Origin of the sequence: Sphingomonas mucosissima (genome assembly GCF_002197665.1) — a bacterium.
Lineage (GTDB): Bacteria > Pseudomonadota > Alphaproteobacteria > Sphingomonadales > Sphingomonadaceae > Sphingomonas > Sphingomonas mucosissima.
This window is the reverse complement of record NZ_NBBJ01000002.1, coordinates 44,279-67,786: the sequence shown is the minus strand read 5'-3', so window position 1 is coordinate 67,786 and position 23,508 is coordinate 44,279. Positions and strand designations below refer to the sequence as shown.

Genomic DNA, 23,508 nt, shown 5'->3' with positions numbered 1-23,508 from the left:
ATGAACGCACACCAATCCGTCAGCATCGTGATGATCGAGGATGACGAAGGCCACGCCCGGCTGATCGAGAAGAACATCCGCCGCGCGGGCATTCTCAACGACATCAAGCATTTCCTGGATGGGACGAGCGCGCTCGACTATCTCTTCAACGCGCCCGATGGGCCGATGCTGAATGGCCCGGCGCTGGTGCTGCTGGATCTCAACCTTCCCGACATGAGCGGGACGGATATCCTGGCAAAGATCAAACAGTCCGATGGGCCGGTGAAGCGCACGCCGGTCGTGGTGCTGACCACCACCGACGACAGCCGCGAGATCCAGCGCTGCTACGATCTGGGCGCCAACGTCTACATCACCAAGCCTGTGAACTACGAAAGCTTCGCCCAGGCGATCCGGCAGCTTGGCCTGTTCCTGTCGGTGATCCAAGTTCCCGACATCGAGGAATGACGCACGGCGCGCGCCTTTTCGCCTCCCATCGTCAGCCGCCTCGCAGCGGCGATGCGGACGGCTGCGTGCGCTCGGCGATCTTCGCAGCCCTGCGCGCTCGCCGGGCCAGCGCCTGCGGCGACGCGGATGCGCTCGCCTGATGGATCGCATTCTCTACATCGATGATGACGAGGGCATCCGCCGCCTGGCCTCGCGCGCGCTTGCCCGTCGCGGCTGGGATGTGACCACGGCTGATGGCGGCGAACTCGGGGTGCGCATCGCCGCCGAACAACATTTCAATCTCGTCGCCGTTGATCATTATATGCCCGGCATCGACGGGCTGGAGACGCTGGCGCGCCTTCGCGAGCTGCCCGATCCCCCCAGCGTCGTCTATGTAACCGGCTCCGAAGAGCAGCGCGTCGCGGTCGCGGCGCTGCGCGCGGGTGCGTCCGATTATGTGGTGAAATCGGTTGGCGACGATTTCTTCGACCTGCTCGATGCATCGTTCCGCACCGTTGTCTCGCACGCTCAGCTGGAAAAGCAGAAAGCCGCTGCGGAGGAATCGCTGCGCGTCTCCAATGCTCGGCTCGAAGCGCTGCTGGCCGAGGTCAATCATCGCGTGGCCAATTCGCTCCAACTTGTGTCCGCGATGGTGCGGCTGCAGGCCGGCGCACTCAGCGATCCGGCCGCCCGCGCGGCGCTGGAGGATACACAACGCCGGATCAGCGCAATCGCGCAGGTGCACCGCCGGCTCTACACTGGCGGCGATGTCGAGCACGTCGACATGCGCGAATATCTGAGCACGCTGGTCGATGAGCTGGCGGAAACCTGGTCCACCATCGATCGCCCGCGCGCGCTCAGGCTCGCGGCCGATCCGATCCGGCTGCCGACCGACCGGGCGGTGTCGCTGGGCGTGATCGTAACCGAGCTGGTCAGCAACGCCTGCAAATATGCCTATCCCAGCGGCAGCGGCGAGGTGCGCATCGCGTTGCACCGCGAAGGGGACGACGTGTTCCTGCTGGCGGTGGAAGATGATGGGATCGGCATGTCCGAAGGCATCTCGCCCGGCGGCACTGGCGTTGGCACGAAGCTGATCCGCGCGATGGCGCAGAGCCTGCAATCAACCATCGAATATGATCCGGCGCACCGCGGCACGCGCGCCGTTCTGCGGGTGGCGCTCGCCTAACCCCTCGGTCGCGGCAACGGTCAGGTGCTGGAAATCCCCTGATTTCACCCTAGAAGGCGGGCGAGCCCAAGCAAGGAGCGCCCCAATGAAGACCCGTGCCGCCGTAGCGTTCGAGGCGAAGAAGCCGCTGGAGATCGTCGAACTCGACCTGGAAGGCCCGAAGGCCGGCGAGGTGCTGGTCGAGATCATGGCGACGGGCATTTGCCACACCGATGCCTACACGCTGGACGGGCTCGACTCCGAAGGCATCTTCCCGTCGATCCTCGGCCATGAGGGCTGCGGCATCGTGCGCGAAGTGGGCGCGGGCGTGACGAGCGTGGCGCCGGACGATCACGTCATCCCGCTCTACACGCCCGAATGCCGCCAGTGTAAGTCGTGCCTCAGCCAGAAGACGAACCTGTGCACTGCGATCCGCGCGACACAGGGCAAGGGCGTGATGCCGGACGGCACCAGCCGCTTCAGCTACAAGGGCCAGCAGATCTTCCATTACATGGGCTGCTCGACCTTCTCGAACTTCACCGTGCTGCCGGAGATCGCTCTTGCAAAGATCCGTACGGACGCGCCGTGCGATACCAGTTGCTACATTGGCTGCGGGGTGACGACCGGCGTGGGCGCGGTTGTCCACACGGCCAAGGTGGAGCCGGGCGCGACCGTTATCGTGTTCGGTCTGGGCGGCATTGGCCTCAACGTTATCCAGGGCGCCAAGTTCGCCGGCGCCGCGCGGATCGTGGGCGTAGACATCAACCCGGACCGCGAGGAATGGGGCCGCAAGTTCGGCATGACCGATTTCGTGAACCCGAAGGACGTCGGCGACATCGTCCAGCATCTGGTCGCGATGACCGACGGCGGCGGGGACTATACCTTTGATTGCACTGGAAACACGGTGGTGATGCGTCAGGCGCTGGAAAGCGCGCATCGCGGCTGGGGCGAGTCAATCGTCATCGGCGTGGCAGAGGCCGGCAAAGAGATCGCGACGCGCCCGTTTCAGCTCGTCACGGGTCGGGTTTGGAAGGGAACGGCCTTTGGCGGCGCACGCGGGCGCACCGACGTGCCCAAGATCGTCGACTGGTACATGAACGGCCTGATTCAGATCGATCCGATGATCACGCACCGGCTGACGCTCGACGAGATCAACAAGGGTTTCGACCTGATGCATGCGGGCGAAAGCATCCGCAGCGTGGTGGTGTATTGAGCCGCTGACGGGTGATGGCGGGGCGGCGGGTGAAATGGCGCCCGCCTCTCGACTCAGCCCCGGCTGATGGGCATGACTGCCTCCTCAATTAGGGGAGAGGACCAATGTTCAGCCACGTCATGGTTGGATCGAACGACATCGCGCGTTCGCGTAAATTCTACGATGCCCTGTTCGGCACGCTGGGTGGCAATCCGGCAATCGAGGACGACAAGGGCCGCCTGATATACATGAATAACGGCGGTCTGTTCCTGGTCTCCAAGCCGATCGACGGCGAGCCGGCGACGCATGCCAACGGCGGCACGATCGGCTTCACCGTGTCGGGGCCCGAGCAGGCGGACGCTTGGCACAAGGCCGGTGTCGAGAATGGCGGCGAGCCGATCGAGGATGCGCCGGGCGTACGGTCGGCCGCATTCGGCAATCTGTACCTTGCCTATCTGCGCGATCCAGACGGCAACAAGCTGTGTGCGATGCACCGGATGGCCGGCTGATACGACAGTAGACCGTGGGAAGCGCCCCGCCGCCGTGCAAGGCGGTGGGACGCTTCCCGCGCCTTGCCCACGAACCGCGGTTCAGGCCGTTCGCGTGACGCCGCTTAGCGCCAGTTGCGCATCGATTGCGGCGACGAGCCGATCGAGCGCGGCCTGATCCGCCGCTTCGGCGCGGGCCGTCAACATCGCCTGCGTATTGGACGCGCGTAGCAGCCACCAGCCGTCCTGTGTCGTCACCCGCGCGCCGTCGGTACGATCAACCTGCGCGCCGTCCGCAGCAAGCCGCTCCAGCACCTCCTGCACCACGGCTTCGCGCCGCGCCTCATCGACCGGAAACCGCAGTTCCGGCGTCGCCACCACGGCTGGCATGGCATCGCGCATTTCCGCGAGCGTGCCGCCGCTTGCGCCGATCGCCCGGACGAGCTGCACCGCCGCGTAGAGCGCGTCATCGTGCCCACCCAGTTCGCCGAAAAAGATATGGCCGCTCATCTCTCCGGCGAGTGGGGCACCGACCTCGTGCATCATGGTTTTGATGTTGCTGTGGCCACTTTTCCACATCATCGGCCGTCCGCCCAGTTCGGCGATCCGGTCGAACAAGGTGGCACTCGCCTTCACATCCGCGACGATCGCCGCGCCGGGCCGCTGGCGGAGGACAGGCTCCGCGAGAATGGAAAGCAGCTGATCGCCGGCGATCACGCGACCTTCGCCGTCGACCGCACCGATCCGGTCGCCATCTCCGTCAAAAGCCACACCAAAATCGAGCTTTTCCCGGGCGACCAGCGCCTTCAAATCGGCAAGGTTCGATTCTTCGGTAGGATCGGGGTGATGGTTGGGAAAGTTGCCGTCCACCTGGGTGAACAACAGGTGATGCTCACCCGGCAGCAGCTGAACGAGGCGCTCGACGGCGGGTCCGGCGGCACCGTTGCCCGCATCCCAGCCGATGCGCAGCGCCGCGAGGCTGTCACCCTCGACCAGCCTGGCGACGTACTCGATGAGCGTTTCGGCGTCGCTGACGCGCCCAGCGCCGCTCTCCACATCGCCCTTCTCCGAAAGCGCCGCCAGTGCCGTGATGTCTGATCCGAAGAACGGCCGATGGCCGAGCACCATCTTGAAGCCATTGTCATCGCGCGGATTATGGCTTCCCGTCACTTGGATGCCGCCATCCACGTCGAGGTGGCGCTCGGCATGGTAAAGCATGGGGGATGGGCCGACCCCGATCCGCACGACATCGATGCCCGCAGCACACAGGCCCTCGACCAGCGCCGCCTCAAGCGTCGGCGAGGAGAGGCGGCCGTCACGGCCAACGACGACCCGCCGGCCCCCGCCCCTTCGGACAATCGATCCAAAGGCCCGCCCGATCGCCGTTGCGTCCGCCGCGTCCAACGTTCGGCCGACAGTGCCGCGGATATCATATTCGCGCAGGATCGACGGGGGGAGACGGTGCCGCATCCCTCCTGCTTACGCGGCGGCCGCTGCCCTCGTCACCCCCGTTTCAGGCGTGACTGCCCGCAGCGCCCTTCTCCCCCGCGCTTATTCGTATCGCAGCGCCTTGATCGGATTGGCCCGTGCCACCTTGAAAGCGTGCCCAGCGATCGTGACAACGGCGATCGTCAGCGCCAACGCACCCGCCAGCAGGAATGGCACGGGTGTCAGCGCCATGCGGGTGTCGAAGCTGTTCAGCCAGTCACGCATCACCCACCAGGCGACTGGCCAGGCGAGGAGATTGGCGACCAGCACAGGCCGGCTGAACTGCCAGACCAGCAGCCGCACGATATCAAGCGTGCGGGCGCCAAGGACCTTCCGAATGCCGATCTCCTTGGTCCGCCGCTCCGCCGTGAAGGCAGCAAGGCCGAACAGGCCGAGGCAGGCGATCACGACGGCAAGGATCGCGAAACCGGCGAATATCTGCGCGCGGCGCTCCTCCGCCTTGTACAGATCCTCGACGATCGCGTCGCTGAACTGCGCTTCAAAGGGCACGTCGCTGACCGCCTGTTTCCAGACCCGTTCAACACCGGCGCGAACCGCAGCGGGATCGCCGTCGTAGCGGATCACCATGTGGGTCGTCCCTTCGCGGGTACCGAGGAACACGATCGGATCCAGCGGATCGCGTACCGAACGGAAGCGCGAATCCTTCACCACACCAACCACCGTGACCGGCATCGGTCCACTGTCAGCAGAAATGCCCAGCCCAAAGGTCTTGCCGATGATCTCTTGCGGGGTGCGGGCGCCCAGTTTACGCGCGGCGAATTCGTTGATCACGACGTTGGCCCCGCGGGCAACAAGCGCGCGGGTTTGCTCAGGAGTCTCGGGAAACGTGAGAGTCTGGTCGTCCATGGGACGGGCGGGGTCGAACCAGCGGCCGGCAACGACATCCAGCCCCATGGCATCGCGGAACCCTGTGTCCACGCGATAGCGGCCTAGCGTAACCGGCTCCGAACGGCCGGGTACCAGAACGCCCGTGTTGCTGTTGTTCGTCGTGGCGACGCCGATGTCCGTACGGCCCACTGCAACCACGCCCGGCACGCGCTTCATGCGCTCCACCAGCTGCTCACCGCGACCGATCAGCTGATAGCGGCTCAGATTTTCGACCTGAAGGATGTGATCACGCTTGTACCCGGGGTCGACCGACCGCGCGTACACCGTCTGGCCGTACACGATCGCTGTGCAGATGATGAGCGCGATCGAAATCGCGAACTGCCCGATGACCAGGATACTGCGCAACCGCCCGCTGCCCGGCGTCTCGGCAGAGGATTTGTTGGCCTTCAGCACGCTGGCCGGCTGGAACCGCGAGAGGAAGAAGGCGGGGTAGAGCCCGCCCAGCAAACCGACAATTACCACCAGCGCCAACGCCGGGAGGAGCATGCCGCTCTCGCCAAAATAGCCAAAGGTAAGATCGGCATCCAGGAAGGAGGCGAACGGCCGGATCAGCAGCTCCGACAAGGCGAGCGCGATCACTACCGCGATCAGCGCAACGAGCAAGGATTCACCGACGAACTGGCCGATGAGCTGCTTGCGCGTGGCGCCGAGCACCTTGCGCAGCGCCACCTCACGCGCGCGCTTGCCGGCACGCGCGGTGGCCAGGTTGGTGAAGTTCACCACCGCCATGCTGAGAATCAGGATCGCGATGACGGCAAAGGTTGCGATCGTCCCGCGATCGTTGCCGGGCGTCATTGCGCCCGCCTGCGCTTTTCCCAGGTGCACGTCAGCGATCGGCAGCAATTTCCAATCGGCTTCATCCCCTGCGTTGAAGCGGCCACCGCCAAAGTTTTCATCGGGGATGTTGCGCTTTTCCCAGGCGGGCATCTGCGCGTTGATGGCGTCGGCATTGCTGCCCGGCTTCAGCTTCACATAGACCCAGCCAGACTGGCAGCCCCAGCACGTCAGGAACTCCCGCTCCTGCGCGAAATAAGAGGGGAAATCGCGGCGCACGACGGCATTGATCTTCAGGTGCGAGTTTTTCGGCAGATCCGCGACAACTGCGTTGATGCGGTAATCGTAAGTCTTGCCCTTTTGAATGAGGCTCATGGTGCGGCCGACCACGTCGTCGGTGCCGAACTGCCGCACCGCTTCCGAGCGGGTCAGGATGGCGGTGTCCGGCGCATTGAGCGCCGTCTTCGACCCCCGCAGCACCGGCAGGTCGATGACCGACAGCAGATCGCCGTTGGCGACCAGATAATCCTTCGCCGTCGTGACCTGCCCGTCCTTGACGATCGTGGGGCTGCCCGCGAGCAAGTACACGGTGCTTTCGACCTGCGGGAAATCCTTCTTGATCCGCTCCTCGGCGACATAGCTCGCCATTTGCAGGAAAAATGGCGGTCCGTCCCGCGGGTTGGGGAAATAGGTTTGTAGCTGATAGGTGTTCTCGCCGCCCCGTACCCAGCGATCGAAGCTGGTTTCATAGCGGATGAAAGCCAGGATCAACAGGCAGGCGGCCATGCCGATCGCCAGGCCCAGCAAGTTGATGATCGAATAAACGCGGTTCTTGGCCAGAGCGTTGATCGAAACGGTAAGATAGTTTCGCCACATGGCAGGGCGCCTCCTAGGCGGGTCCGACAGGCTGGATGAGAGGAACGGGCGCCTTCAAGCAGCGCGACGACGTTCCTGGAGAATGCGACCGTCCAGCATGTTGACCACGCGGCTCGCGTAATCGGCATGCGCGGGCGAGTGGGTGACCATCACGATCGTGGAGCCTTCACCGTTCAACTGCTGGAGCATGCGCATCACTTCCTCACCATGATTGGTGTCGAGATTGCCGGTCGGCTCGTCCGCAAGGATCAGCTTGGGCGCCGCCACCAGGGCGCGGGCAACCGCGACCCGCTGCTGCTGACCGCCGGAAAGCTGGCTGGGGCGATGACGCGCGCGATGTGCGATGCCTACCCGGTCCATCACCTCGTCCGTTCGGGTGCGCCGCTCCTTCGCGGACACGTCGTGGTAGAGGAGCGCGAGCTCGATGTTGTCGCGGACGGTCAGTTCGTCGACGAGGTTGAAGCTCTGAAAGATGAAGCCAATGTTCGCCTTGCGAAATGCCGCGAGCTTCGCCTCGCCCAGCGCTGCGACCTCGGTGCCGTCGAAGACGTAAGAGCCGCTCGTCGGGCTATCGAGCAGGCCGACGACGTTCAGCAGGGTCGACTTGCCGCAGCCCGACGGGCCCATGATGGCGACGAACTCCCCGGAGGCGATGTCCAGGTCGATCCCGTCCAGCGCCACCGTCTCGACGCTGTCGGTGCGGTACAGCCGCGCCACGTCACGCATCCGGAGCATCAAACATCCTTTCCTTGGGTGAGATCGAGCGCGTCCTTGTCGGCGAACCCGGTGTAGGGTGAGGTGATCACGCGCTCACCGGCGGTGAGCCCGTCGAGCACCTCGACATGATCATTGTTGCGGCGGCCAAGCCGCACCTGCCGCTTCATCGCGGAGCGGCCATCGGGCGCGACCACGAAGACCCAGGCACCGCCAGTGTCGTTGTAGAAGGCACCATTGGGAATGAGCAGCGCCGGTGCCGGGTCGCTAAGCGTCAGCCGCGCCTGTACGGTCTGGCCGCGCTGCAACCGCTCGGGCTCGGCGCTTACGAACTGAAGCTCGATCTGGAACTGACCGTTCTGAACCTGCGGGAAGATCTTGGTGACGCGCGCCATATGGGTGCGATTGCCGGCATCGATCCGCGCCTTTTGGCCGACCTCGACACGGCCGAGGAAGAATTCATCCACGCCGGCTTGCAGCTTGTTGCGGCCGGGCGAGTCGATCTGGCCGATCCGCTCGCCACGCGACATGGATTGCCCGACCTGGATCGAAAAGCCCGATAGCTGCCCCGCGACCGGCGCGCGCAGGTTCAGCGCGTCGAGATTGGCGCGGGCCAGCTCCAGCCCGGCCTGAAGCGAGGCGGTGGAGGCACGCTGCTGCGCCAGCTGGCTGCGTTGCAGCTTATCATCCGTACTACGCCCTTGGCGCACCACGGCGAACCGCTGGCGCTCGTAGCGCAGCTGATCGCCGGTGTCCTCGAACTGACGGCCCGCCACAAAGCCGCGCGCGGCAAGCGGCGCCTCCCGGTTGAACTGCCGCTGCGCCTTTTCCAGTGCCAGCTGCGCCTCGAGCACGGCGCGATCGTTCAGCACGCGGGTCTGCGCCAATGACAATTCCTGAGAGCGCATGTTGTTGATCTGCTGCTCGACTTCGGTCTGACGAGCGAGCGTCGACAGTTGAAGCTCGGCGTTGGAAAGGAGGGCAATGGGCTGGCCCTTGGCCAACATGGCGCCATCCTCCACCAGCACCTTCTCGACCCGCCCGCCCTCGATCGCATCGATATAGACGGTGAGCAGCGGCGTGACGCGCGTGCGTAGCGGGATGTAATCCTCGAACGTGCCCCGCTGCACGGCGGCGATTGTCAGACGATCAGCGGCAATCGATTGCGTGCCCGGGCGCGGCGCCAGCCACCAGAACAGCAAAGCGGCGGCGACGAGCGCGGCGACGGCGCCGGCGATGACCCATGCCCGGGGGAGCCGCTTGCGCGCGACCACACGGTCCATCCCGCTCCCCGATACGGCGCGCGGCTCCGCCGCGTGATCCTGCGGCATGCGAAGAACGCTCATCGCGTCCACTTCCGAACAGGGATGTGCGAAATCGGACGGTTCACAACGCCACCGAGAAGCTGAAGTGCGGGGTAGCGAGCGACAGAGCGATCGTGGGCGTTGAAGCGTTATCCGGCGCCCTAACGAGGGCAACGCTGGCCAACGCGATGGCTATCAGGAGCATCAAACGGGCGAGGGGCGCTTGGGTCATGGCGGACTGTTTTGCAGGCTGCGTGCCAAATGCCGGCAACGCCGCTCCGACCTGCCTAAGTGGGCGCGACCGATGCGCCAGCGGCGCAGGCTTTGGCCCTGTCGGGCGCTGGAAAAAATACGAGCTTCAAGGCGCCGCCGCCAAGATTTAGGACGATGCACAGAGCCGATAAAACGGCGAAAACACACAAGACGTTGAAAAGCTGTCGATTGATAGAGCTGGCACGAGACTTGATTGTCCAAAGCCGAACGGTGACTGTACGAGAACGGACGGGATGGGGCCTGAATTCAATCGCTGCGTGATCGTCGACGATGACGACGATATCCTATTGGCGGCGCGCTTGCTGCTGCGCCCGCTATTCCGGGAGATCGTGACAGCGCGAAGCCCCGAGGAGGCATTGCCCGAGATCGAGGGCCGGACGCCGGACGTCGTGCTGCTGGATGCGAATTTCGCGCGCGGCGCCACCGATGCGAGCGAAGGGCTGGCCTGGCTAGACCGGCTGACCGCGATCGACCCGGAAATGGTGGTGGTGATGATTACCGCCCACGCGGGTGTTCACGTGGCGGTTGCGGCGATGAAGCGCGGGGCTACCGACTTCGTGCCCAAGCCTTGGTCGAACGACCGGTTGCTTGCCACCGTGCGCACGGCCGCTGCGCTGCGCCGATCGCGCACTGCCGCTGGCGCGCCGCGGCCCTCGCCCACCGCCAAGTCTCCATTGCTGGGCCATTCACCGGCAATGGCGCGGGTGCATTCGTTAATCGAGCGTGCGGCGCCGACCGATGCCAACGTCTTGATATTAGGCCAGAATGGGACCGGCAAGGAAGTCGTTGCGCGCGAGTTGCACGCCCGCTCACTGCGTGCTGCGAACGTGCTGCAGACGGTGGATCTGGGTGCGATCGCGACCGAACTGATCGACAGCGAACTGTTCGGCCATGTGAAAGGCGCATTCACCGATGCCAAGACGGACCGGGTCGGGCGCATCCAGGCGGCGGACGGGGGCACGCTGTTTCTCGACGAGATCGGCAACCTGCCGCTTCATCTGCAACCCAAGTTGCTGACCGCGCTGGAGCAGCGGCAAGTGACGCCGGTGGGGGCGAACAAGCCGGTAAAGGTCAACATTCGCGTGATCGCCGCGACCAACATGCCGCGCGAGCGGCTGATGGACGAGCGGGTATTCCGGCAGGATCTGCTCTATCGGCTCAACACGGTGGAGATCGCCCTGCCCCCGCTGGCCGAGCGACCGGAGGACGTGATTGAGCTCGCGGAGCATTTCCTGAGCCATTATGCCGCACGCTACGACCGCCCCTGCCCGTCGCTCAGCGATGCGGCGCGCGCCGCGCTGATCGCGCATAATTGGCCCGGCAACGTGCGCGCGCTGCGCCATGCGGTTGAGCGGGCCACCATTCTTTCGGCCCGCCAGATGCTTGAACCGGAAGACCTCGGCCTGGAGCCGGGCATGTTTCGGCCTGTTCCGCAACCTGCCCAGCCTGCACCCGATCTGAACCTTGATCGGGTTGAGCGGCGGCTGGTGGAAGAGGCGCTGCGCAAGCACGGCTACAACATCACGCTTGCCGCCAGCGAACTGGGCCTGTCGCGCGCCGCACTCTATCGTCGCATGGAAAAGCATGGGCTTTGACCGGCGCTTCACGCTTGGGCTGATCTTCCGCATATCGGTGCTGCTGCTGGCGCTGATGGCGGTGGTGTGGGCGTTCCGCACGCCATCTTTGGTGATGGTGCGGGTGGTGGCGATCGGCGTATCGGTGCTGGCCGCTGGAGCCCTGTGGCGGCATGTCGCGCGCACCAACTTCGAACTGGCGCGGTTCCTGGAGGCGGTGCGGCTCGGTGACTTTGCCGCGCACTTTCCCGAGTCCGGTGGCGCAGGGTTCGGCACGCTCGGCACCGCGCTGAACGAGACGATCCGGCGGCTGCGCGAACAGCGCGGGCAGACGGACGCCGAGCTGCGCTACAAGGACGCGCTGATCGACGACATGCCGATCGCGCTGCTGACCATCGATGGCGGCCGCGTGGAGCCGGGCAACAAGGCGGCGCGCGCCTTGTTCACGCGGCACGAAGGGGTACGGCCGGAGGATTTCGCCACCTACGGCGCGACCTTTGCCCGGCGGCTGGCCGAGGAGGACGCGGCGGGCGAGGAAATGCTGATCCTCAACCTCGACGGGCGCGCGAAGCGGACGCTCGTGCGCCAGGCGACGCTCAACCGCCTGGGGCGGCGGACGCGCGCGGTGGTCGTCCAGCCGGTGCAGGAAACGCTGGATGCGGTGGAGATGGCGGCGCAGACCGACATCATCCGCGTGCTGACCCATGAGATCCTGAACTCGCTCACCCCGGTCATGTCGCTGGCGCAAACAACCGCGACGCTGCTTTCGGACGACGCGGTGGATGCGGCGCGGATCGCCGACGCGCGCGAAGCGGCCATGACGCTGGCGCGGCGCACGCAGGGGCTGGGGCACTTCATCGACAGCTATCGCGTGGTCGCGCGCGAGCCGACGGTGGTGCAGCATGCCTTTGCCGCGGCTGAATTCGCCGAGGAGCACGCCCGCCTGTTCCGCGCCGAATGGCCGAACGTGACGCTGCACGTGAACACCGACGCGCTAACGATCCATGGCGACCGCGCGCTGTTGTCGCAATTGCTGCTCAATCTGCTGCGCAATGCCGCCCAGGCTGCCGGCGAGCATCGCCCGGACCCCGAAGTGACGCTGACCATCGCGGCGGCACGGCCGGGGATGATCGAAGTGGCCGACAACGGCCCCGGCGTGCCGGCCAAGTTGCGGCAGGAAGTGTTCCTGCCGTTCTTCACCACGCGGGCAAAGGGCACGGGCGTGGGGCTGAACCTGGCACGGCAGATCGCGGTGGCGCATGGCGGGACGCTGGAGGTGCACGACGCGCCGGGCGGCGGCGCGCTGTTCCGCCTGCTCCTCTAGTCAGCCGGGGCGCCGAACGTGTGACGCGGCGGGGCGCGATGCCCCGCCGCACCGTGCGCAGCTGCTATTTCAGCCATTCGAAGGCAGCCGCGAGCTGAGCCGTGCCCCGGCCGCGGAAGATGTCGCCATGCGCGAAGATCACCGTTTCGGGAGCGAGCGCCACCATCTTGTCCACCTCCAGGCGGACTGCATGGGCACGCGGGCGCAAGACGGACCGCAGGTGAACGCCCGTGGTGCCGGTGGTGGCAAGCGTCGCACGCATCACGGCGGCCGTGGCACGGCGCAGCTTCGCCGGATCGAGATTTTCGATCAGGTCGGTCAGCACCAGCGTGCGGCTCGGCCGATGGAAGAACCACGCCTCCTCGAAGCCGCCACCGCCGCGGACGAGCCCCTGCTGCAGCTCCGCGTCCCAGGCGGGCGGGCCGACCTCCACCAGATCGTTATCGATCCGCACGGCAGATTGCTGAACCTGCGCGCGCTGCCGCAGCGCCGGCACGGCCCAGACGGTCGCGTCGGGACAGGCGCGCTGCCATTCCTCCAGAAAGGTCCAATGCGCCAGCGTCGGCGCGACCAGATGGCGGATCGGCCCCAGCGCAGCGAGCGCTTTGGCCAAAGCAGGCGTATAGCGGGTGGGCGAATGCAGCCAGAGGCCCCCGTCCTGTAGCCGGATCACCGTCATGCGGATCGGCAGCTTCAGCCCGAAGGCGCTGATCGGGCCGCTGTCGACGATCCAAAGGTTCTCGGCGAGCGGCTTGGGCACGTCGAGCGGGTGATAGCCGATTTCTTCATCCCGGCGGGCAGCGCCGCGCGCGAGGTAGGCAGCCGCCGCGGCGAGACTGATCGCGGCAACGGCGGCGCCGATGCGCTTGCCGCGCCCACGGCCCTCCTCAGGCGTGGCGGCCCATTCTCCCGCCTCCGCCTTTGCCAAAAGCGGGATCTGTTCACCGGCAAGGGTGATCGGCTGCGGCGCTGGCACGGCCTCATCGGCTTGGGTGGGGTGCATGGCGATGAGTTCCTCCCTCAAAATCGGCTTCAGTGTCTTGCCGCTGGCGTTGCGCGGGAATTCCTCCGTGCGAACAACTATACGCACCGGCACCTTGAACGGTGCCAGATGGCGTGCGGCATGGGCGATCAGCTCCGCCTCGCTGAGAGAGGCGCCGGGACGCAACTGCACCAGTGCGCCGACTTCTTCGCCAAGGATCCGGTGCGGCAGGCCGACAACGGCGGCGTCCATCACGTCGGGATGGGCGACGAGAACGTCCTCGATCTCCACGCAATAGACGTTCTCGCCCCCGCGGATCAGCATGTCCTTGGCGCGATCGAGGAGGTAGACGAAGCCTTCCGCATCAATGCGGCAGATGTCGCCGGTGTGATACCAACCGTCGGTGAAACTCTGGCCGGTCGCGTCGGGGTTGTTCCAATAGCCGGCGACGACGTTGGGGCCGCGGATCCACAATTCGCCGGCCTGCCCGCGCGGCAGCTCGTTGCCCCCTTCATCCACCACCTTCACGTCGCAGACCGGGACCGGCAAGCCGACGCTGTCAGGGTGGCGCAGATAATCTTCCGCGCTGTTGGTGATCGAGACTGAGGAGGTTTCGGTCGCGCCGTAGCCCTGGCTCGGCTTGAACCACGGGAACAGCGCCGCGAACTTCAGCGTCAGTTCCGGCGCGATCGCGGCGCCGCCATAGCCATAGCTGTCGAGGCTGGAGAGGTCGCGGCGGGCGAAATCGAGCGATTCCAGCACCTGCCACACCATTGCCGGCACGCCCGTAGTGGAATTGACTCGTTCGCCCTCGACCAGCTCCAGGAAGCGTTCTGGATTCCATTTGTGCATCAGGATGAGCTTGGCCCCGGCGATCACCGTCGGGATCAGCATCGAATTCGTGCCGGTGACGTGGAATAAGGGCACCGGCAAAAGGTTCACCCGTTGCGGCGCCTCGGGATCGGGCACCGGCAGCGGATCGCCGCGGCGGATGGTCGCGCGCGCCGCGCCGAAGGCGATCGAGATCACGTTGGTGAGGACGTTGCGGTGCGTGCCGAGCGCACCCTTCGGCCGACCGGTTGTGCCGCTGGTGTAGAGGATCGTGGCGGGATCATCGGTGTGGAGGCCGGGGTCTGGCATCGGATCGTCGGGCAGATCGGCGTAGCGATCGCGCGGGCCGATCAGATCGTCGAGCGGGACCGCCGCCGTGCCGTAATCGTCCGTAGTGCGTACCGAGATGAGGCCGTCGAGCTTCAGATCATCGGCATAAGGCGCAAGCCGTTCCAGCCGTTCGCCGTCGACGATCGCCACCTTCGCGCCGGAATTGCTGATGCCATAAGCGAGCTCGTCACCGAGCCCCCACGCGTTAAGCGGGGTAACGACGGCGCCGATCGACATGCCCGCCCAGAAAGCGATCGACCATTCCGGCAGGTTGCGCATGGCGACCACCAGCCGATCGCCCCTGCGCACGCCGAAGCGATCGTGGAGCACCCGGCCGAGCTGCCCGGCCGCGCGGAAATGCGCGCCATAGGTCTGGCGTTCGCCCTCATAGATGATGAACTCGCGATCGCCCCAGCTGCGACCCAGGTCGAACACCTGGCGCAGATCGTTCATGGCGTTGACGTAGGTGCGCAAGCGAACGCCGCGGATCACCTCCTCGCGCGTTTCGAACGGCGCGCCGGGCGCGGTCAGGATGCGATAGGCCTCGGGCAGGTCGACCGCCGGCCAGGGGCGATTGTTCACGCTACCAGCGGGCTGCTGCTCCATGTCCTTATCCTCTCGCTGCGCCGGCTGTGCGGCCTTGCCGCGATGAGTGTTGAATGATTGACGCTAGGGCAAGGCCGAACTTGGATGATCCCTCCGCAAAGAAGGCGGGCGATCGGGGCTCTCCACCCGATCGCCCGCCTTCCATCTTCATCCCGCCGAGCGGCCGGTGGGATCAGAAGCGCACGCGGCCGGTGACGCCGTAGAGGCGCGGCTGGCCGAGGAACGCGCCATAGGTGCCCAGCTGCAGCGGCTGATCCACGATCACCTGATAGAATTGCGAGTTCGTCAGGTTCTGCGCCCAGATCTCCAGCGACCATGCCTCGCTTGCCGGCTCGATGCCGATGCGGGTGTTAAGGATCGCGAACGGCTCCTGCACCTTCAGCGGATCGAGGTTCGAACCAGTGTTGTAGCGCGACGACCATTTCAGCGAGGCGGATGCGCGCAGGTTCAAATCGTCGGTGATCGGCTGCTTGGAGGTGAAGCCGCCGGTGACGTTCCACTTCGCGGCATAGGGCAAGCGATTGCCGGACAGCCGCGTGAGGTTCGGCAGCGGCGGCGGGAAATCGCCAAAGGTGGTGTCCGCATAGGTGGCGCCGGCGTTCAGCGTCAGGCCCTGGATCCCGGTGTTGAACAACAGGTCGAGATCGACGCCCTTCGACGTGACCTTGGGGATCGACGTCACCACGAAGCTGACGCCGGTATAGGTGTTGAGCTGGAAATCGTCGAACGTCTGGTAGAAGCCAGCGATGTTCGCCAGCAAGCGGCGATTGAACAGCGTCGTCTTGGTGCCGAGCTCGTAGCTTTCCACCTTTTCCGTCGCGAACGACGTGTCGGGATTGAGCACACCAGGGGCAAGCCGCGCACGATCGAGGTTGAAGCCGCCCGACTTGAAGCCATTGGCGTAGGAGCCATAGGCCATGATTTCGGACGAGATGCGATATTGCAGCTTTGCCGAACCGGCCCAGCGGTTTTCCGGCCGGCGCTGCGAGATCGTCGCGTCGTTGAAGGCGGCGTCGGCGGTGGGCGTGCAAATTGCGCCAAGCGCAGCGGCCGGCAAACGGCGCGCGATTGCGGCGGCGCAGGCGTTACCCGGCGATGTGTTGGAATAACGCGAGGTCGCGTTCTTCACCTCGTCCGTGTAACGGATGCCCAGCGTCAGATCGAGACCTTCGGTGATGGTCAGCGTATTGTCCGTGAACACGGCGAAGGATTTGGCCCGGTGGCGATGGGTGTCCAGCTGGCCCGTGTTCGCCACGAAGTTCGTGCCAACGGGGAGTCCGGTGAGCGCCGATATGGCGTTGCCGTTGGTGCCGCCCGACAGCAGCAGCCCGAAGTACCGCTCGTAATCCGAACCAAAGAAGGTGTTCTGCCGGCTGACCAGCCGCTCATCGGCATAGAAGACGCCCAGGATCGATTTCAGCCGCTCGCCATTATAAGCCAGCCGGGCTTCCTGCGAGAAGACCTTGAACTGGTTCGAATTCTGGTCCGAACCACGGTACCACAGGTCGGCGGACGAATAATCGATGTCGACGCCGCTGTTCGACCGGTAGAAGCGATAGGCGGTGATCGAAGTCAGATCGAGGCTGTCGCTCAGTTCCCAATTCACCTCGCCCGACACGCCGCGATCGCGGATGCGGAAGTCGGTCGGGCGATTGGCATAGGTGACGCGGTCGAACGGATCGCCGTTGCGCACCGTGCCGGCATCCGGCGCGAGCGCGTCGATGAAAGCCGCCGTGGGACCGGCAATGCTGGGCGCGTTGACGCAGCAATCCTCGTCGCGTTCCGACCAGTCACCGATCAGCCGCACGTTGATCGCGTCGGTCGGGCGAATCAGCAGCTGGGCACGCACCGTCCAGTTGTTTTCATTGTCGGCGCGGTCGCTGGTCCGCGGGCCGGCACCGGTGCGGACTTTCCAAAACCCGTCGCGCTCGCGCTTCAGGGCAAAGATGCGGCCGGCGACCGTATCGCCGATCAGACCGCCCGTGGCTGCGCCCGAGATCGTCCACGCGTTATAATTGCCGTAGCTGCCGACGAACTCGGCCGACGGATTAAAGCTGGGCGCCGCGGTGACGACGTTGATGACGCCGGCCGACATGTTCTTCCCGAACAGGGTCGACTGCGGGCCTTTCAGCACCTCGACCCGCTCCATCTCACCGAGGTCGCCGAACGCGACGCCGCTGCGCGCGCGATAGACGCCGTCAACGATCGTGCCGACCGAGCTTTCCAGGCCGGGATTGTCGCCCACCGTGCCGACGCCGCGGATGCGGATCGAGGTCTGCGCCGGGCTGGTGGAGGACGTGACGTTCAGGCCGGGCGTGATCGTCTGCAGATCCTTGACGTCGCGAACGCCGGCGTCGTTGAGTTGCTGCTGATTGAGCACCGACACCACGATCGGCACGTCCTGCAGCCGCTGCTCGCGTTTTTGCGCGGTGACGATGATGTCACCGCTCCCTGCGCCTTCGGCCTGCGGGCTGCGCTCCGGCGCGGCGGCACTGGCGCTGGTTGCGCCATCCGATCCCAGCTCGGCCTGCGAGGGCGGCGTCGCTGACGCGGCATCCTGTGCCAGGGCCGCGCTGGCGGATAGCATTGCGACGGACAATGCGAACACGGACGCAGAATAACGCAACATAACTGTTTCTCCCCGGAGCGGACGTTGAACACGTCTCTCTCCCGGTCACCCAAAAGGGTGCCGGATAGCGCTCTCTACGGGGGGGCGGCGTGCTTGTAAGCTGCCACTTGTGTTAGGCAGCTACGCTCCGCCAGGCATCCAGCGCGGGCCGCTTTTTGCCGGATCGTCGAGCTCGATGGGGGACGGCAGGTGGACGAACTCGACCTGCATTCCCCAGGGGGTGACGCCGAACCAGCAGCGATTGCCCGGACCCTTTTCCTTGCCGCCAAGCTCGATCGGGCCTTCGCGCATCGTGCCACCGGCATCGCGGAAGCGCGCCGCCGCTTCGTCGAGATCGTCGACGTAAAGGGCGAAATGGTGGATGCCCATGTGGCTGGGCGCATCGGCGGTCGAGCCATGGCCCCCCTCCACCTCGAACAATTCGACATTCGCTCCGTCGGCGATCCGCATCATGCGCATGGCGACAATCCGCGTGCCCGGCTCCAGGCCGTTCTTGTCGCACATCTCGTCGCCTTCCTGCGACTTCCCGCCTTTCTCGATCAGCGCGTACAGCGTCTTGGCGTCAAACGCCCTTTGGAAGAAGCGTTCGGCCGCTTCGATCGATGGCACCGTGATGCCGACATGTTCGATGCCCTTGATCATACCCACATCCGTCTCCTGTATTCGCGGGAGAACGGCGGGAGTAGTCGCACGGTTGCTTGCCCGTAGAGGCACAACTTGAGTAGCAGGAAAAAACGCATATATACTGATTGTTATGGAATCGACGGCTCCACTGCCCGCAAAGGGCCGACCGCGCGAGTTCTGCGTTGATGAGGCGCTGAGCAAGGCGCTGGGCGTGTTCTGGGCGAAGGGTTATGAGGGCGCCTCCATGGCCGACCTCACCGACGCCATGGGCATCACCAAGCCGAGCCTCTACGCCGCGTTCGGCAACAAGGAAGCCTTGTTTCACAAGGCGCTGGACCTCTACGAGGCGGAGAAGCTCGCTTACACCCGCGAAGCGCTGAAGCAGCCGACGGCGCGCGGCGTGGCGGAGCATTTCATGCGCGGCGCGATCGAGGCGCAGACCAGCACCTGCGATCCCAAGGGGTGTCTCGGCGTGATCAGCGCGGCCGCGTGCGGCGCGGAAGCGGAGTCGATCAAGGCCGATGTGATCGCGCGGCGCGCGTCATCACAAGAGGCGCTGATCGAACGTTTTCGCCAAGCCAAACGGGACGGCGATCTGCCCGATCATGTCGAGCCCGAAAGCCTAACGCTTTACCTCTACGCCATTCTGCAAGGCATGGCGGTGCAATCGGGCTCGGGCGCGTCGCGCGCAGAACTCGAGCGGGTGGTGGAAACCAGCCTGATGATGTGGCCCACCGCCTGATTGGTGGGCCAAGCTGACGGTCCGGCGAACGCGCCGGCCTAATCAATAGGCCGGAGGATCGCTGGCGGGGAAGGATTCGTCCAAAGTCTCGTCAATGCGCGACCATTGCGCTGGCGGGTCCCTGACTTCTTCCAGGCCGGCGTTGCGCACCTGTACGAAGCTGCCCTCTTCGCCCGGCAGGCGCGTCAACGCGGCCGGTGCGTTGGTGGCTTCGGCAGACACCGCTTCGGCCCGGCGGCGACGGCTTTTCCCGACCAGATATCCGGTGACCACGGCCACCACGATCCAGGGCCACGGCGACGGCGCTTCGGGAGCAGGGGATCGATCGTCAATCGGATAGATCCGCGGCAAATCCGCGTGGATCGGCTGCACATTCGTCTGCACTGGCGCCGGATCGGCGAAGACCGGGGGCGCCTCGGCATGGATCGGGAGCAGATCCGCACCAGCCTGCGGCGCATTCGCATCCGCATCGGCCTGCGGCGCTTCTTCATGGCTCGGCGGCGTCACGGCGCCACTCGCCTCGGCGAAAGCAACGCCTGATTCTTCCTCAACCACGATGGTCGAGTGATCAGGTGTCGTCACCTCGCGACTATACTTCGTTTCGCGATCCGCCGCCCCCTCACCGCGCATGCCATTTTCTGCGGGTTCCTGGCGATTGGCGGAATCCGCCATGCCGTACAGGCGAGTATCGGGGTCTGCCATCAGCCTATCCTTCACTAATCGTACACCAAACAGACGGAGCGGCCGTGCGATCCCCAGGCGAGGGGCATAATCGCATGCCGCGCGCGTGCCGGCGTGACCCTGCGCGCCGGAGCCCCTTGCGCTGCCGAGACAAACCGTGTGCAAACAGCCGCCCGTCGCTGCTCGTACCCAGCGCCGATGCCTGCTCGCGTGGCGCGCATCCGCAAGGTCCAGGAGCATCAAGAGGACTCAAGGTTTGATCAGCATCGCGACCCAGCCCCCCCGCCCCCTGCGATCGCCGTGGTACAGCCACCTGTACGTTCAGGTGCTGATCGCGATCACCGCCGGCGTGCTGCTGGGCCATTTCGCCCCTGCAACGGGCGAGGCGATGAAGCCGATCGGCGACGCGTTCATCAAATTGGTGAAGATGATCATCGCGCCGGTGATCTTCCTGACCATCGTGACCGGCATCGCGGGGATGCGCGATCTTGGCGCCGTGGGGCGGGTCGCCGGCAAGGCCTTTGCCTATTTCCTGTTCTTCTCCACCCTGGCGCTGATCGTCGGGCTGATCGTCGCCAATGTCGTGCAGCCCGGCAGCGGCCTCAACATCGATCCGGCCACGCTCGATGCCAGCAAGGTGGCCGACTATTCCGCCAAGGCGCATGAATCCACGATCACCGGCTTCCTGACCGGGATCATCCCGGACACCTTCCTTTCCGCCCTGACCGAGGGGAACATCCTGCAGACGCTCTTCGCCGCCATCCTGTTCGGGATTGGGCTGGCGATGATCGGCGATCGCGGCGACCGTCTGCTCGCCGGGCTGAACGATCTGTCGCTCGCCTTCTTCAAAGTGGTGTCGATCCTGATGCGGGCAGCGCCGCTCGGCGCATTTGGCGCGATGGCCTTCACCATCGGCCGCTATGGCATCGACACGCTGGCGAACCTCGCCGCGCTGGTCGGCACTTTCTATCTGACATCGCTCCTGTTCGTGCTGGTGGTGCTGGGCACGGTTGCCCGGCTGTGTGGCTTTTCGATCCTGCGCCTCATCGCCTATCTGAAAGCGGAGCTGCTGCTGGTGCTGGGCACCTCTTCGTCCGAGAGCGCGCTGCCGTCGCTGATCGAGAAGATGGAGCGCGCGGGATGTGCCAAGTCGGTCGTCGGCCTGGTGGTGCCGACGGGTTATTCGTTCAACCTCGACGGCACCAACATCTACATGACGCTGGCGGCGCTGTTCATCGCGCAGGCGTGCAATGTGGATCTGACGCTGGGGCAGCAATTGCTGCTGCTCGGCGTTGCCATGCTGTCATCCAAGGGGGCGGCAGGCGTGACCGGCGCCGGCTTCATCACGCTGGCGGCGACGCTATCGATCGTGCCTGACGTGCCGATCGCCGGCATGGCGCTGATCCTGGGCATCGACCGCTTCATGTCCGAATGCCGCAGCCTGACGAACTTCATCGGCAATGCGGTGGCGACGATCGTGGTCGCGAGGTGGGAAGGGCAGCTGGACGAGGAGCAGCTTCGCCTCGCACTGTCCGGGCGCGCCGAGGAGGGATCGACGCTATTGGCTGATGCTGCACCCCCGTCTGAGCGGCACGCTTAGTGCAGCGGCCACGTCCACATCACGAGCGGCGTGCCGACCAGTACGATCAGCAATGACAAGGGGGCGCCCAAACGGGCGTAATCCCCGAACCGATAGCCGCCCGGCCCCAGCACCAGCGTGTTGCACTGGTGGCCGATCGGCGTGAGGAAATCGCTCCCCGCCCCGATCGCGGTGGCGATCAGGAAGGCCTCGGGCCGATAGCCCAGATCATGCGCGAACACTGCCGCGATCGGCGCCATGACGAGAACGGTCGCGGCGTTGTTGAGGAATGGCGTCACCGCCATTGCCACGACCATGATCAGCGCCACCGCACCATAGGGCGGAAGGCTCGTGGCGACGCTCGCAAGGCCCGTCGCGATGAGGTCCGACGCGCCGGTCGTTCGCAGCGTGTCGCTGACCGGGATCAGCGCACCCAGCATGATCAGGATCGGCCATTCAACGGCCTGATAAGCCTCCCGGGTGGGCAAGGCGCCCGTCGCGATGACGATCCCGGCAGCAGCGAAAAAGGCCACCGCCACCGGCACCAGTTCAAGCGCGGTCGCGGTCATCGCCACGGCGAGCACGATCAGGGGCAACCAGCTTCGGCCGTTACTGCCCAGCCGCAAGGTACGTTCGGCCAGTGGCAACACGCCGAGATCGTGCAGCCGATCGGGCAGCCGCCCGAGCGCGCCCTGAAGAACGACCACGTCGCCGGCGGCAAGCTTCGTCAGGCCAAGCCGGCGCGACAGGCGTTCGCCGGAACGCGACAGCGCGATCAGGTTCACGCCATAGCGCGTTTGCAGGCGCAGTCTCCCGGCGGTCTGGCCGACCAGCACCGAATTAGCACCGATCACGCCCTCGATCACGCCGATCTCATCGCCTTCCTCATCACCCGTGAGCTCGCGATGCTCACCCTCCAGCAGCAGGCTGTCGGCGGCGATGGCGCGTTCAAGCGCATCGGGCTCGCCCGCGAGGATCAGGATGTCGCCTTCGCGAAGCTCCACGTGGCGGGCAGGCACGGTTCGCATGCCGGCGCGCAGCAGATTGGCGACATTCACGTCGCGATCATGCCGTTGCAGGAATTCGCCAACGGTCTCGCCAACGGCCGGCGAGCCCGACGGGATGCTCGCCTCCGTGACATAGCCGCTGATATCCAGCGCATCGCCCATCGTCGCCGTTGCGCGGCGATCGCGCGGCAGCAGCCGATAGCCGAACCGCAGGAAGATCAGCCCGACGACCAGCAGGCCAAGGCCCGTGGGCAGATAATCGAACATGCCGAACGGCTGGCCGGTCATGTCCTGCCGCACGCGGCTGACGATGATGTTGGGCGACGTGCCCACCAGCGTCATCAGCCCGCCCAGCAAGGAGGCGAAGGCCATCGGCATCAGGAAGACGGACGGGCTCGTCTCGTTCTTCTTCGCCATCTGAAAGGCGGCGGGCATCAGCATCGCCAGTGCGCCGACATTCTTCACCAGGGCGGAGGCGACGCCCACCGACGCGGTCAGCAGAAGCAGTTGCGAGCGCACGCGCTTGATCCGGCGCGACACAAAGGCGAGCGCCCGTTCGATCAGGCCGGAGCGCTGCATCGCCGCCGACATCACCAGTGCCGATCCGACAATGATCACGATATCGTCGGAAAAGCCGGAAAAGGCATCCTCGGGCTTGACGATCCCGACCGCGAGCGCGGCCAGCAAGGCCAGGATCGCCGTAACGTCGTAGCGGAAGCGCCCCCAGATGAAGAGCGCCATCATGCCGGTGAGGACGCCAACCGACAGCCATTGCGGCGTGGTCATCCGCCGCGCTCTGTGCCGACGCCTACCCCCAAGACGCGCCAGCGGTGCGCGGTACCCGATTTCCCGATCATGCCGCCGTAACGCGCCATGCGGGGAAAGGGCGCATAAAAAACAGCGCTTTACGAGCCTTTTGCCAGCCAGGGGCGCGGCTGGCTTCCTTGAGCCGTGATCATCGGTTCAGAACCGGTAATCGACACCGGCAGTTAT

General features: G+C 65.4%; 17 protein-coding genes. 8 read left to right on the top strand and 9 right to left on the bottom strand.

Annotated elements, in window-relative coordinates:
* The 4 genes from SPMU_RS07505 to SPMU_RS07490 all read left to right on the top strand — a co-directional run bounded on the left by SPMU_RS07505 (position 1) and on the right by SPMU_RS07490 (position 3,289).
* Entirely contained in the window at positions 1-444 is a 444-nt protein-coding gene (locus SPMU_RS07505; RefSeq protein ID WP_076744420.1) for a response regulator, read from the top strand.
* Positions 445-583: 139 nt separating this feature from the next.
* Positions 584-1,609 carry a sensor histidine kinase gene (locus SPMU_RS07500; RefSeq protein ID WP_088333279.1) on the top strand — a complete coding sequence of 342 codons (1,026 nt, stop codon included), beginning with the start codon at positions 584-586 and terminating at the stop codon, positions 1,607-1,609.
* Positions 1,610-1,694: 85 nt separating this feature from the next.
* Positions 1,695-2,801 carry an S-(hydroxymethyl)glutathione dehydrogenase/class III alcohol dehydrogenase gene (locus SPMU_RS07495; RefSeq protein ID WP_088333278.1) on the top strand — a complete coding sequence of 369 codons (1,107 nt, stop codon included), beginning with the start codon at positions 1,695-1,697 and terminating at the stop codon, positions 2,799-2,801.
* A 104-nt stretch (positions 2,802-2,905) separates the two neighbouring features.
* The gene (locus tag SPMU_RS07490) at positions 2,906-3,289 is read left to right on the top strand and encodes a VOC family protein (protein ID WP_088333277.1); all 384 of its coding nucleotides are present in this window, start codon (positions 2,906-2,908) and stop codon (positions 3,287-3,289) included.
* A gap of 81 nt (positions 3,290-3,370) precedes the next feature.
* On the opposite strand, the gene pgmG is transcribed toward SPMU_RS07490, so the two are convergent.
* From pgmG to SPMU_RS07470, 4 genes are all read right to left on the bottom strand, one after another.
* The gene (gene pgmG, locus SPMU_RS07485; protein ID WP_088333276.1) at positions 3,371-4,738 is read right to left on the bottom strand and encodes a phosphoglucomutase/phosphomannomutase PgmG; all 1,368 of its coding nucleotides are present in this window, start codon (positions 4,736-4,738) and stop codon (positions 3,371-3,373) included.
* An 81-nt stretch (positions 4,739-4,819) separates the two neighbouring features.
* Positions 4,820-7,315, bottom strand: coding sequence for an ABC transporter permease (locus SPMU_RS07480; protein WP_088333275.1), 2,496 nt, complete (start codon positions 7,313-7,315; stop codon positions 4,820-4,822).
* A gap of 54 nt (positions 7,316-7,369) precedes the next feature.
* The gene (locus SPMU_RS07475; RefSeq protein WP_088333274.1) at positions 7,370-8,050 is read right to left on the bottom strand and encodes an ABC transporter ATP-binding protein; all 681 of its coding nucleotides are present in this window, start codon (positions 8,048-8,050) and stop codon (positions 7,370-7,372) included.
* Complete coding sequence (locus SPMU_RS07470) at positions 8,050-9,375, bottom strand: efflux RND transporter periplasmic adaptor subunit (protein WP_088333273.1); 1,326 nt, start codon at positions 9,373-9,375, stop codon at positions 8,050-8,052. Before SPMU_RS07470 ends, SPMU_RS07475 begins: the two co-directional genes overlap by 1 nt.
* Positions 9,376-9,839: 464 nt before the next feature.
* On the opposite strand from SPMU_RS07470, the gene SPMU_RS07465 reads away from it, so the two are divergent.
* Both SPMU_RS07465 and SPMU_RS07460 read left to right on the top strand, forming a co-directional pair.
* A complete protein-coding gene (locus SPMU_RS07465; RefSeq protein ID WP_088333272.1) occupies positions 9,840-11,201 on the top strand; it encodes a sigma-54-dependent transcriptional regulator in 1,362 nt (453 codons plus the stop codon).
* A complete protein-coding gene (locus tag SPMU_RS07460) occupies positions 11,191-12,504 on the top strand; it encodes a sensor histidine kinase (RefSeq protein ID WP_088333271.1) in 1,314 nt (437 codons plus the stop codon). Before SPMU_RS07465 ends, SPMU_RS07460 begins: the two co-directional genes overlap by 11 nt.
* A gap of 64 nt (positions 12,505-12,568) precedes the next feature.
* Here SPMU_RS07460 and SPMU_RS16870 read toward each other — a convergent pair whose 3' ends face one another.
* The 3 genes from SPMU_RS16870 to SPMU_RS07445 all read right to left on the bottom strand — a co-directional run bounded on the left by SPMU_RS16870 (position 12,569) and on the right by SPMU_RS07445 (position 18,524).
* A complete protein-coding gene (locus SPMU_RS16870; protein ID WP_088333270.1) occupies positions 12,569-15,253 on the bottom strand; it encodes an AMP-binding protein in 2,685 nt (894 codons plus the stop codon).
* 172 nt (positions 15,254-15,425) lie between these two features.
* Positions 15,426-17,882, bottom strand: coding sequence for a TonB-dependent receptor (locus SPMU_RS07450; RefSeq protein ID WP_088333269.1), 2,457 nt, complete (start codon positions 17,880-17,882; stop codon positions 15,426-15,428).
* Between the two features lie 120 nt (positions 17,883-18,002).
* Positions 18,003-18,524: a VOC family protein gene (locus tag SPMU_RS07445; RefSeq protein ID WP_088333268.1), complete on the bottom strand. Its 522-nt coding sequence runs from the start codon at positions 18,522-18,524 to the stop codon at positions 18,003-18,005.
* A 112-nt stretch (positions 18,525-18,636) separates the two neighbouring features.
* Between SPMU_RS07445 and SPMU_RS07440 the strand changes: the two genes are divergently transcribed.
* Positions 18,637-19,248, top strand: coding sequence for a TetR/AcrR family transcriptional regulator (locus tag SPMU_RS07440; RefSeq protein WP_088333267.1), 612 nt, complete (start codon positions 18,637-18,639; stop codon positions 19,246-19,248).
* A gap of 42 nt (positions 19,249-19,290) precedes the next feature.
* Here SPMU_RS07440 and SPMU_RS07435 read toward each other — a convergent pair whose 3' ends face one another.
* The gene (locus tag SPMU_RS07435) at positions 19,291-19,950 is read right to left on the bottom strand and encodes a hypothetical protein (protein ID WP_088333266.1); all 660 of its coding nucleotides are present in this window, start codon (positions 19,948-19,950) and stop codon (positions 19,291-19,293) included.
* Between the two features lie 235 nt (positions 19,951-20,185).
* Between SPMU_RS07435 and SPMU_RS07430 the strand changes: the two genes are divergently transcribed.
* Entirely contained in the window at positions 20,186-21,529 is a 1,344-nt protein-coding gene (locus tag SPMU_RS07430; RefSeq protein WP_425442145.1) for a dicarboxylate/amino acid:cation symporter, read from the top strand.
* On the opposite strand, the gene SPMU_RS07425 is transcribed toward SPMU_RS07430, so the two are convergent.
* Positions 21,526-23,301 (bottom strand): SLC13 family permease, encoded by a 1,776-nt coding sequence (locus SPMU_RS07425; protein ID WP_088333265.1) that lies wholly within the window; start codon positions 23,299-23,301, stop codon positions 21,526-21,528. The genes SPMU_RS07430 and SPMU_RS07425 overlap by 4 nt on opposite strands.
* Between the last annotated feature and the right edge of the window lie 207 nt (positions 23,302-23,508).

Excerpts from the sequence above, each read along its gene's own strand:
- SPMU_RS07500 (WP_088333279.1), top strand. The coding sequence starts at position 584 with ATGGATCGCATTCTCTACATCGATGATGACGAGGGCATCCGCCGCCTG.
- SPMU_RS07460 (WP_088333271.1), top strand. The coding sequence starts at position 11,191 with ATGGGCTTTGACCGGCGCTTCACGCTTGGGCTGATCTTCCGCATATCG.
- SPMU_RS07450 (WP_088333269.1), bottom strand. The coding sequence starts at position 17,882 with ATGTTGCGTTATTCTGCGTCCGTGTTCGCATTGTCCGTCGCAATGCTA.
- SPMU_RS07470 (WP_088333273.1), bottom strand. The coding sequence starts at position 9,375 with ATGAGCGTTCTTCGCATGCCGCAGGATCACGCGGCGGAGCCGCGCGCC.
- SPMU_RS07445 (WP_088333268.1), bottom strand. The coding sequence starts at position 18,524 with ATGATCAAGGGCATCGAACATGTCGGCATCACGGTGCCATCGATCGAA.
- SPMU_RS07505 (WP_076744420.1), top strand. The coding sequence starts at position 1 with ATGAACGCACACCAATCCGTCAGCATCGTGATGATCGAGGATGACGAA.
- SPMU_RS07425 (WP_088333265.1), bottom strand. The coding sequence starts at position 23,301 with ATGACCACGCCGCAATGGCTGTCGGTTGGCGTCCTCACCGGCATGATG.
- SPMU_RS16870 (WP_088333270.1), bottom strand. The coding sequence starts at position 15,253 with ATGGAGCAGCAGCCCGCTGGTAGCGTGAACAATCGCCCCTGGCCGGCG.
- SPMU_RS07435 (WP_088333266.1), bottom strand. The coding sequence starts at position 19,950 with ATGGCAGACCCCGATACTCGCCTGTACGGCATGGCGGATTCCGCCAAT.
- SPMU_RS07440 (WP_088333267.1), top strand. The coding sequence starts at position 18,637 with ATGGAATCGACGGCTCCACTGCCCGCAAAGGGCCGACCGCGCGAGTTC.
- SPMU_RS07475 (WP_088333274.1), bottom strand. The coding sequence starts at position 8,050 with ATGCTCCGGATGCGTGACGTGGCGCGGCTGTACCGCACCGACAGCGTC.
- SPMU_RS07495 (WP_088333278.1), top strand. The coding sequence starts at position 1,695 with ATGAAGACCCGTGCCGCCGTAGCGTTCGAGGCGAAGAAGCCGCTGGAG.
- pgmG (WP_088333276.1), bottom strand. The coding sequence starts at position 4,738 with ATGCGGCACCGTCTCCCCCCGTCGATCCTGCGCGAATATGATATCCGC.
- SPMU_RS07480 (WP_088333275.1), bottom strand. The coding sequence starts at position 7,315 with ATGTGGCGAAACTATCTTACCGTTTCGATCAACGCTCTGGCCAAGAAC.
- SPMU_RS07465 (WP_088333272.1), top strand. The coding sequence starts at position 9,840 with ATGGGGCCTGAATTCAATCGCTGCGTGATCGTCGACGATGACGACGAT.
- SPMU_RS07490 (WP_088333277.1), top strand. The coding sequence starts at position 2,906 with ATGTTCAGCCACGTCATGGTTGGATCGAACGACATCGCGCGTTCGCGT.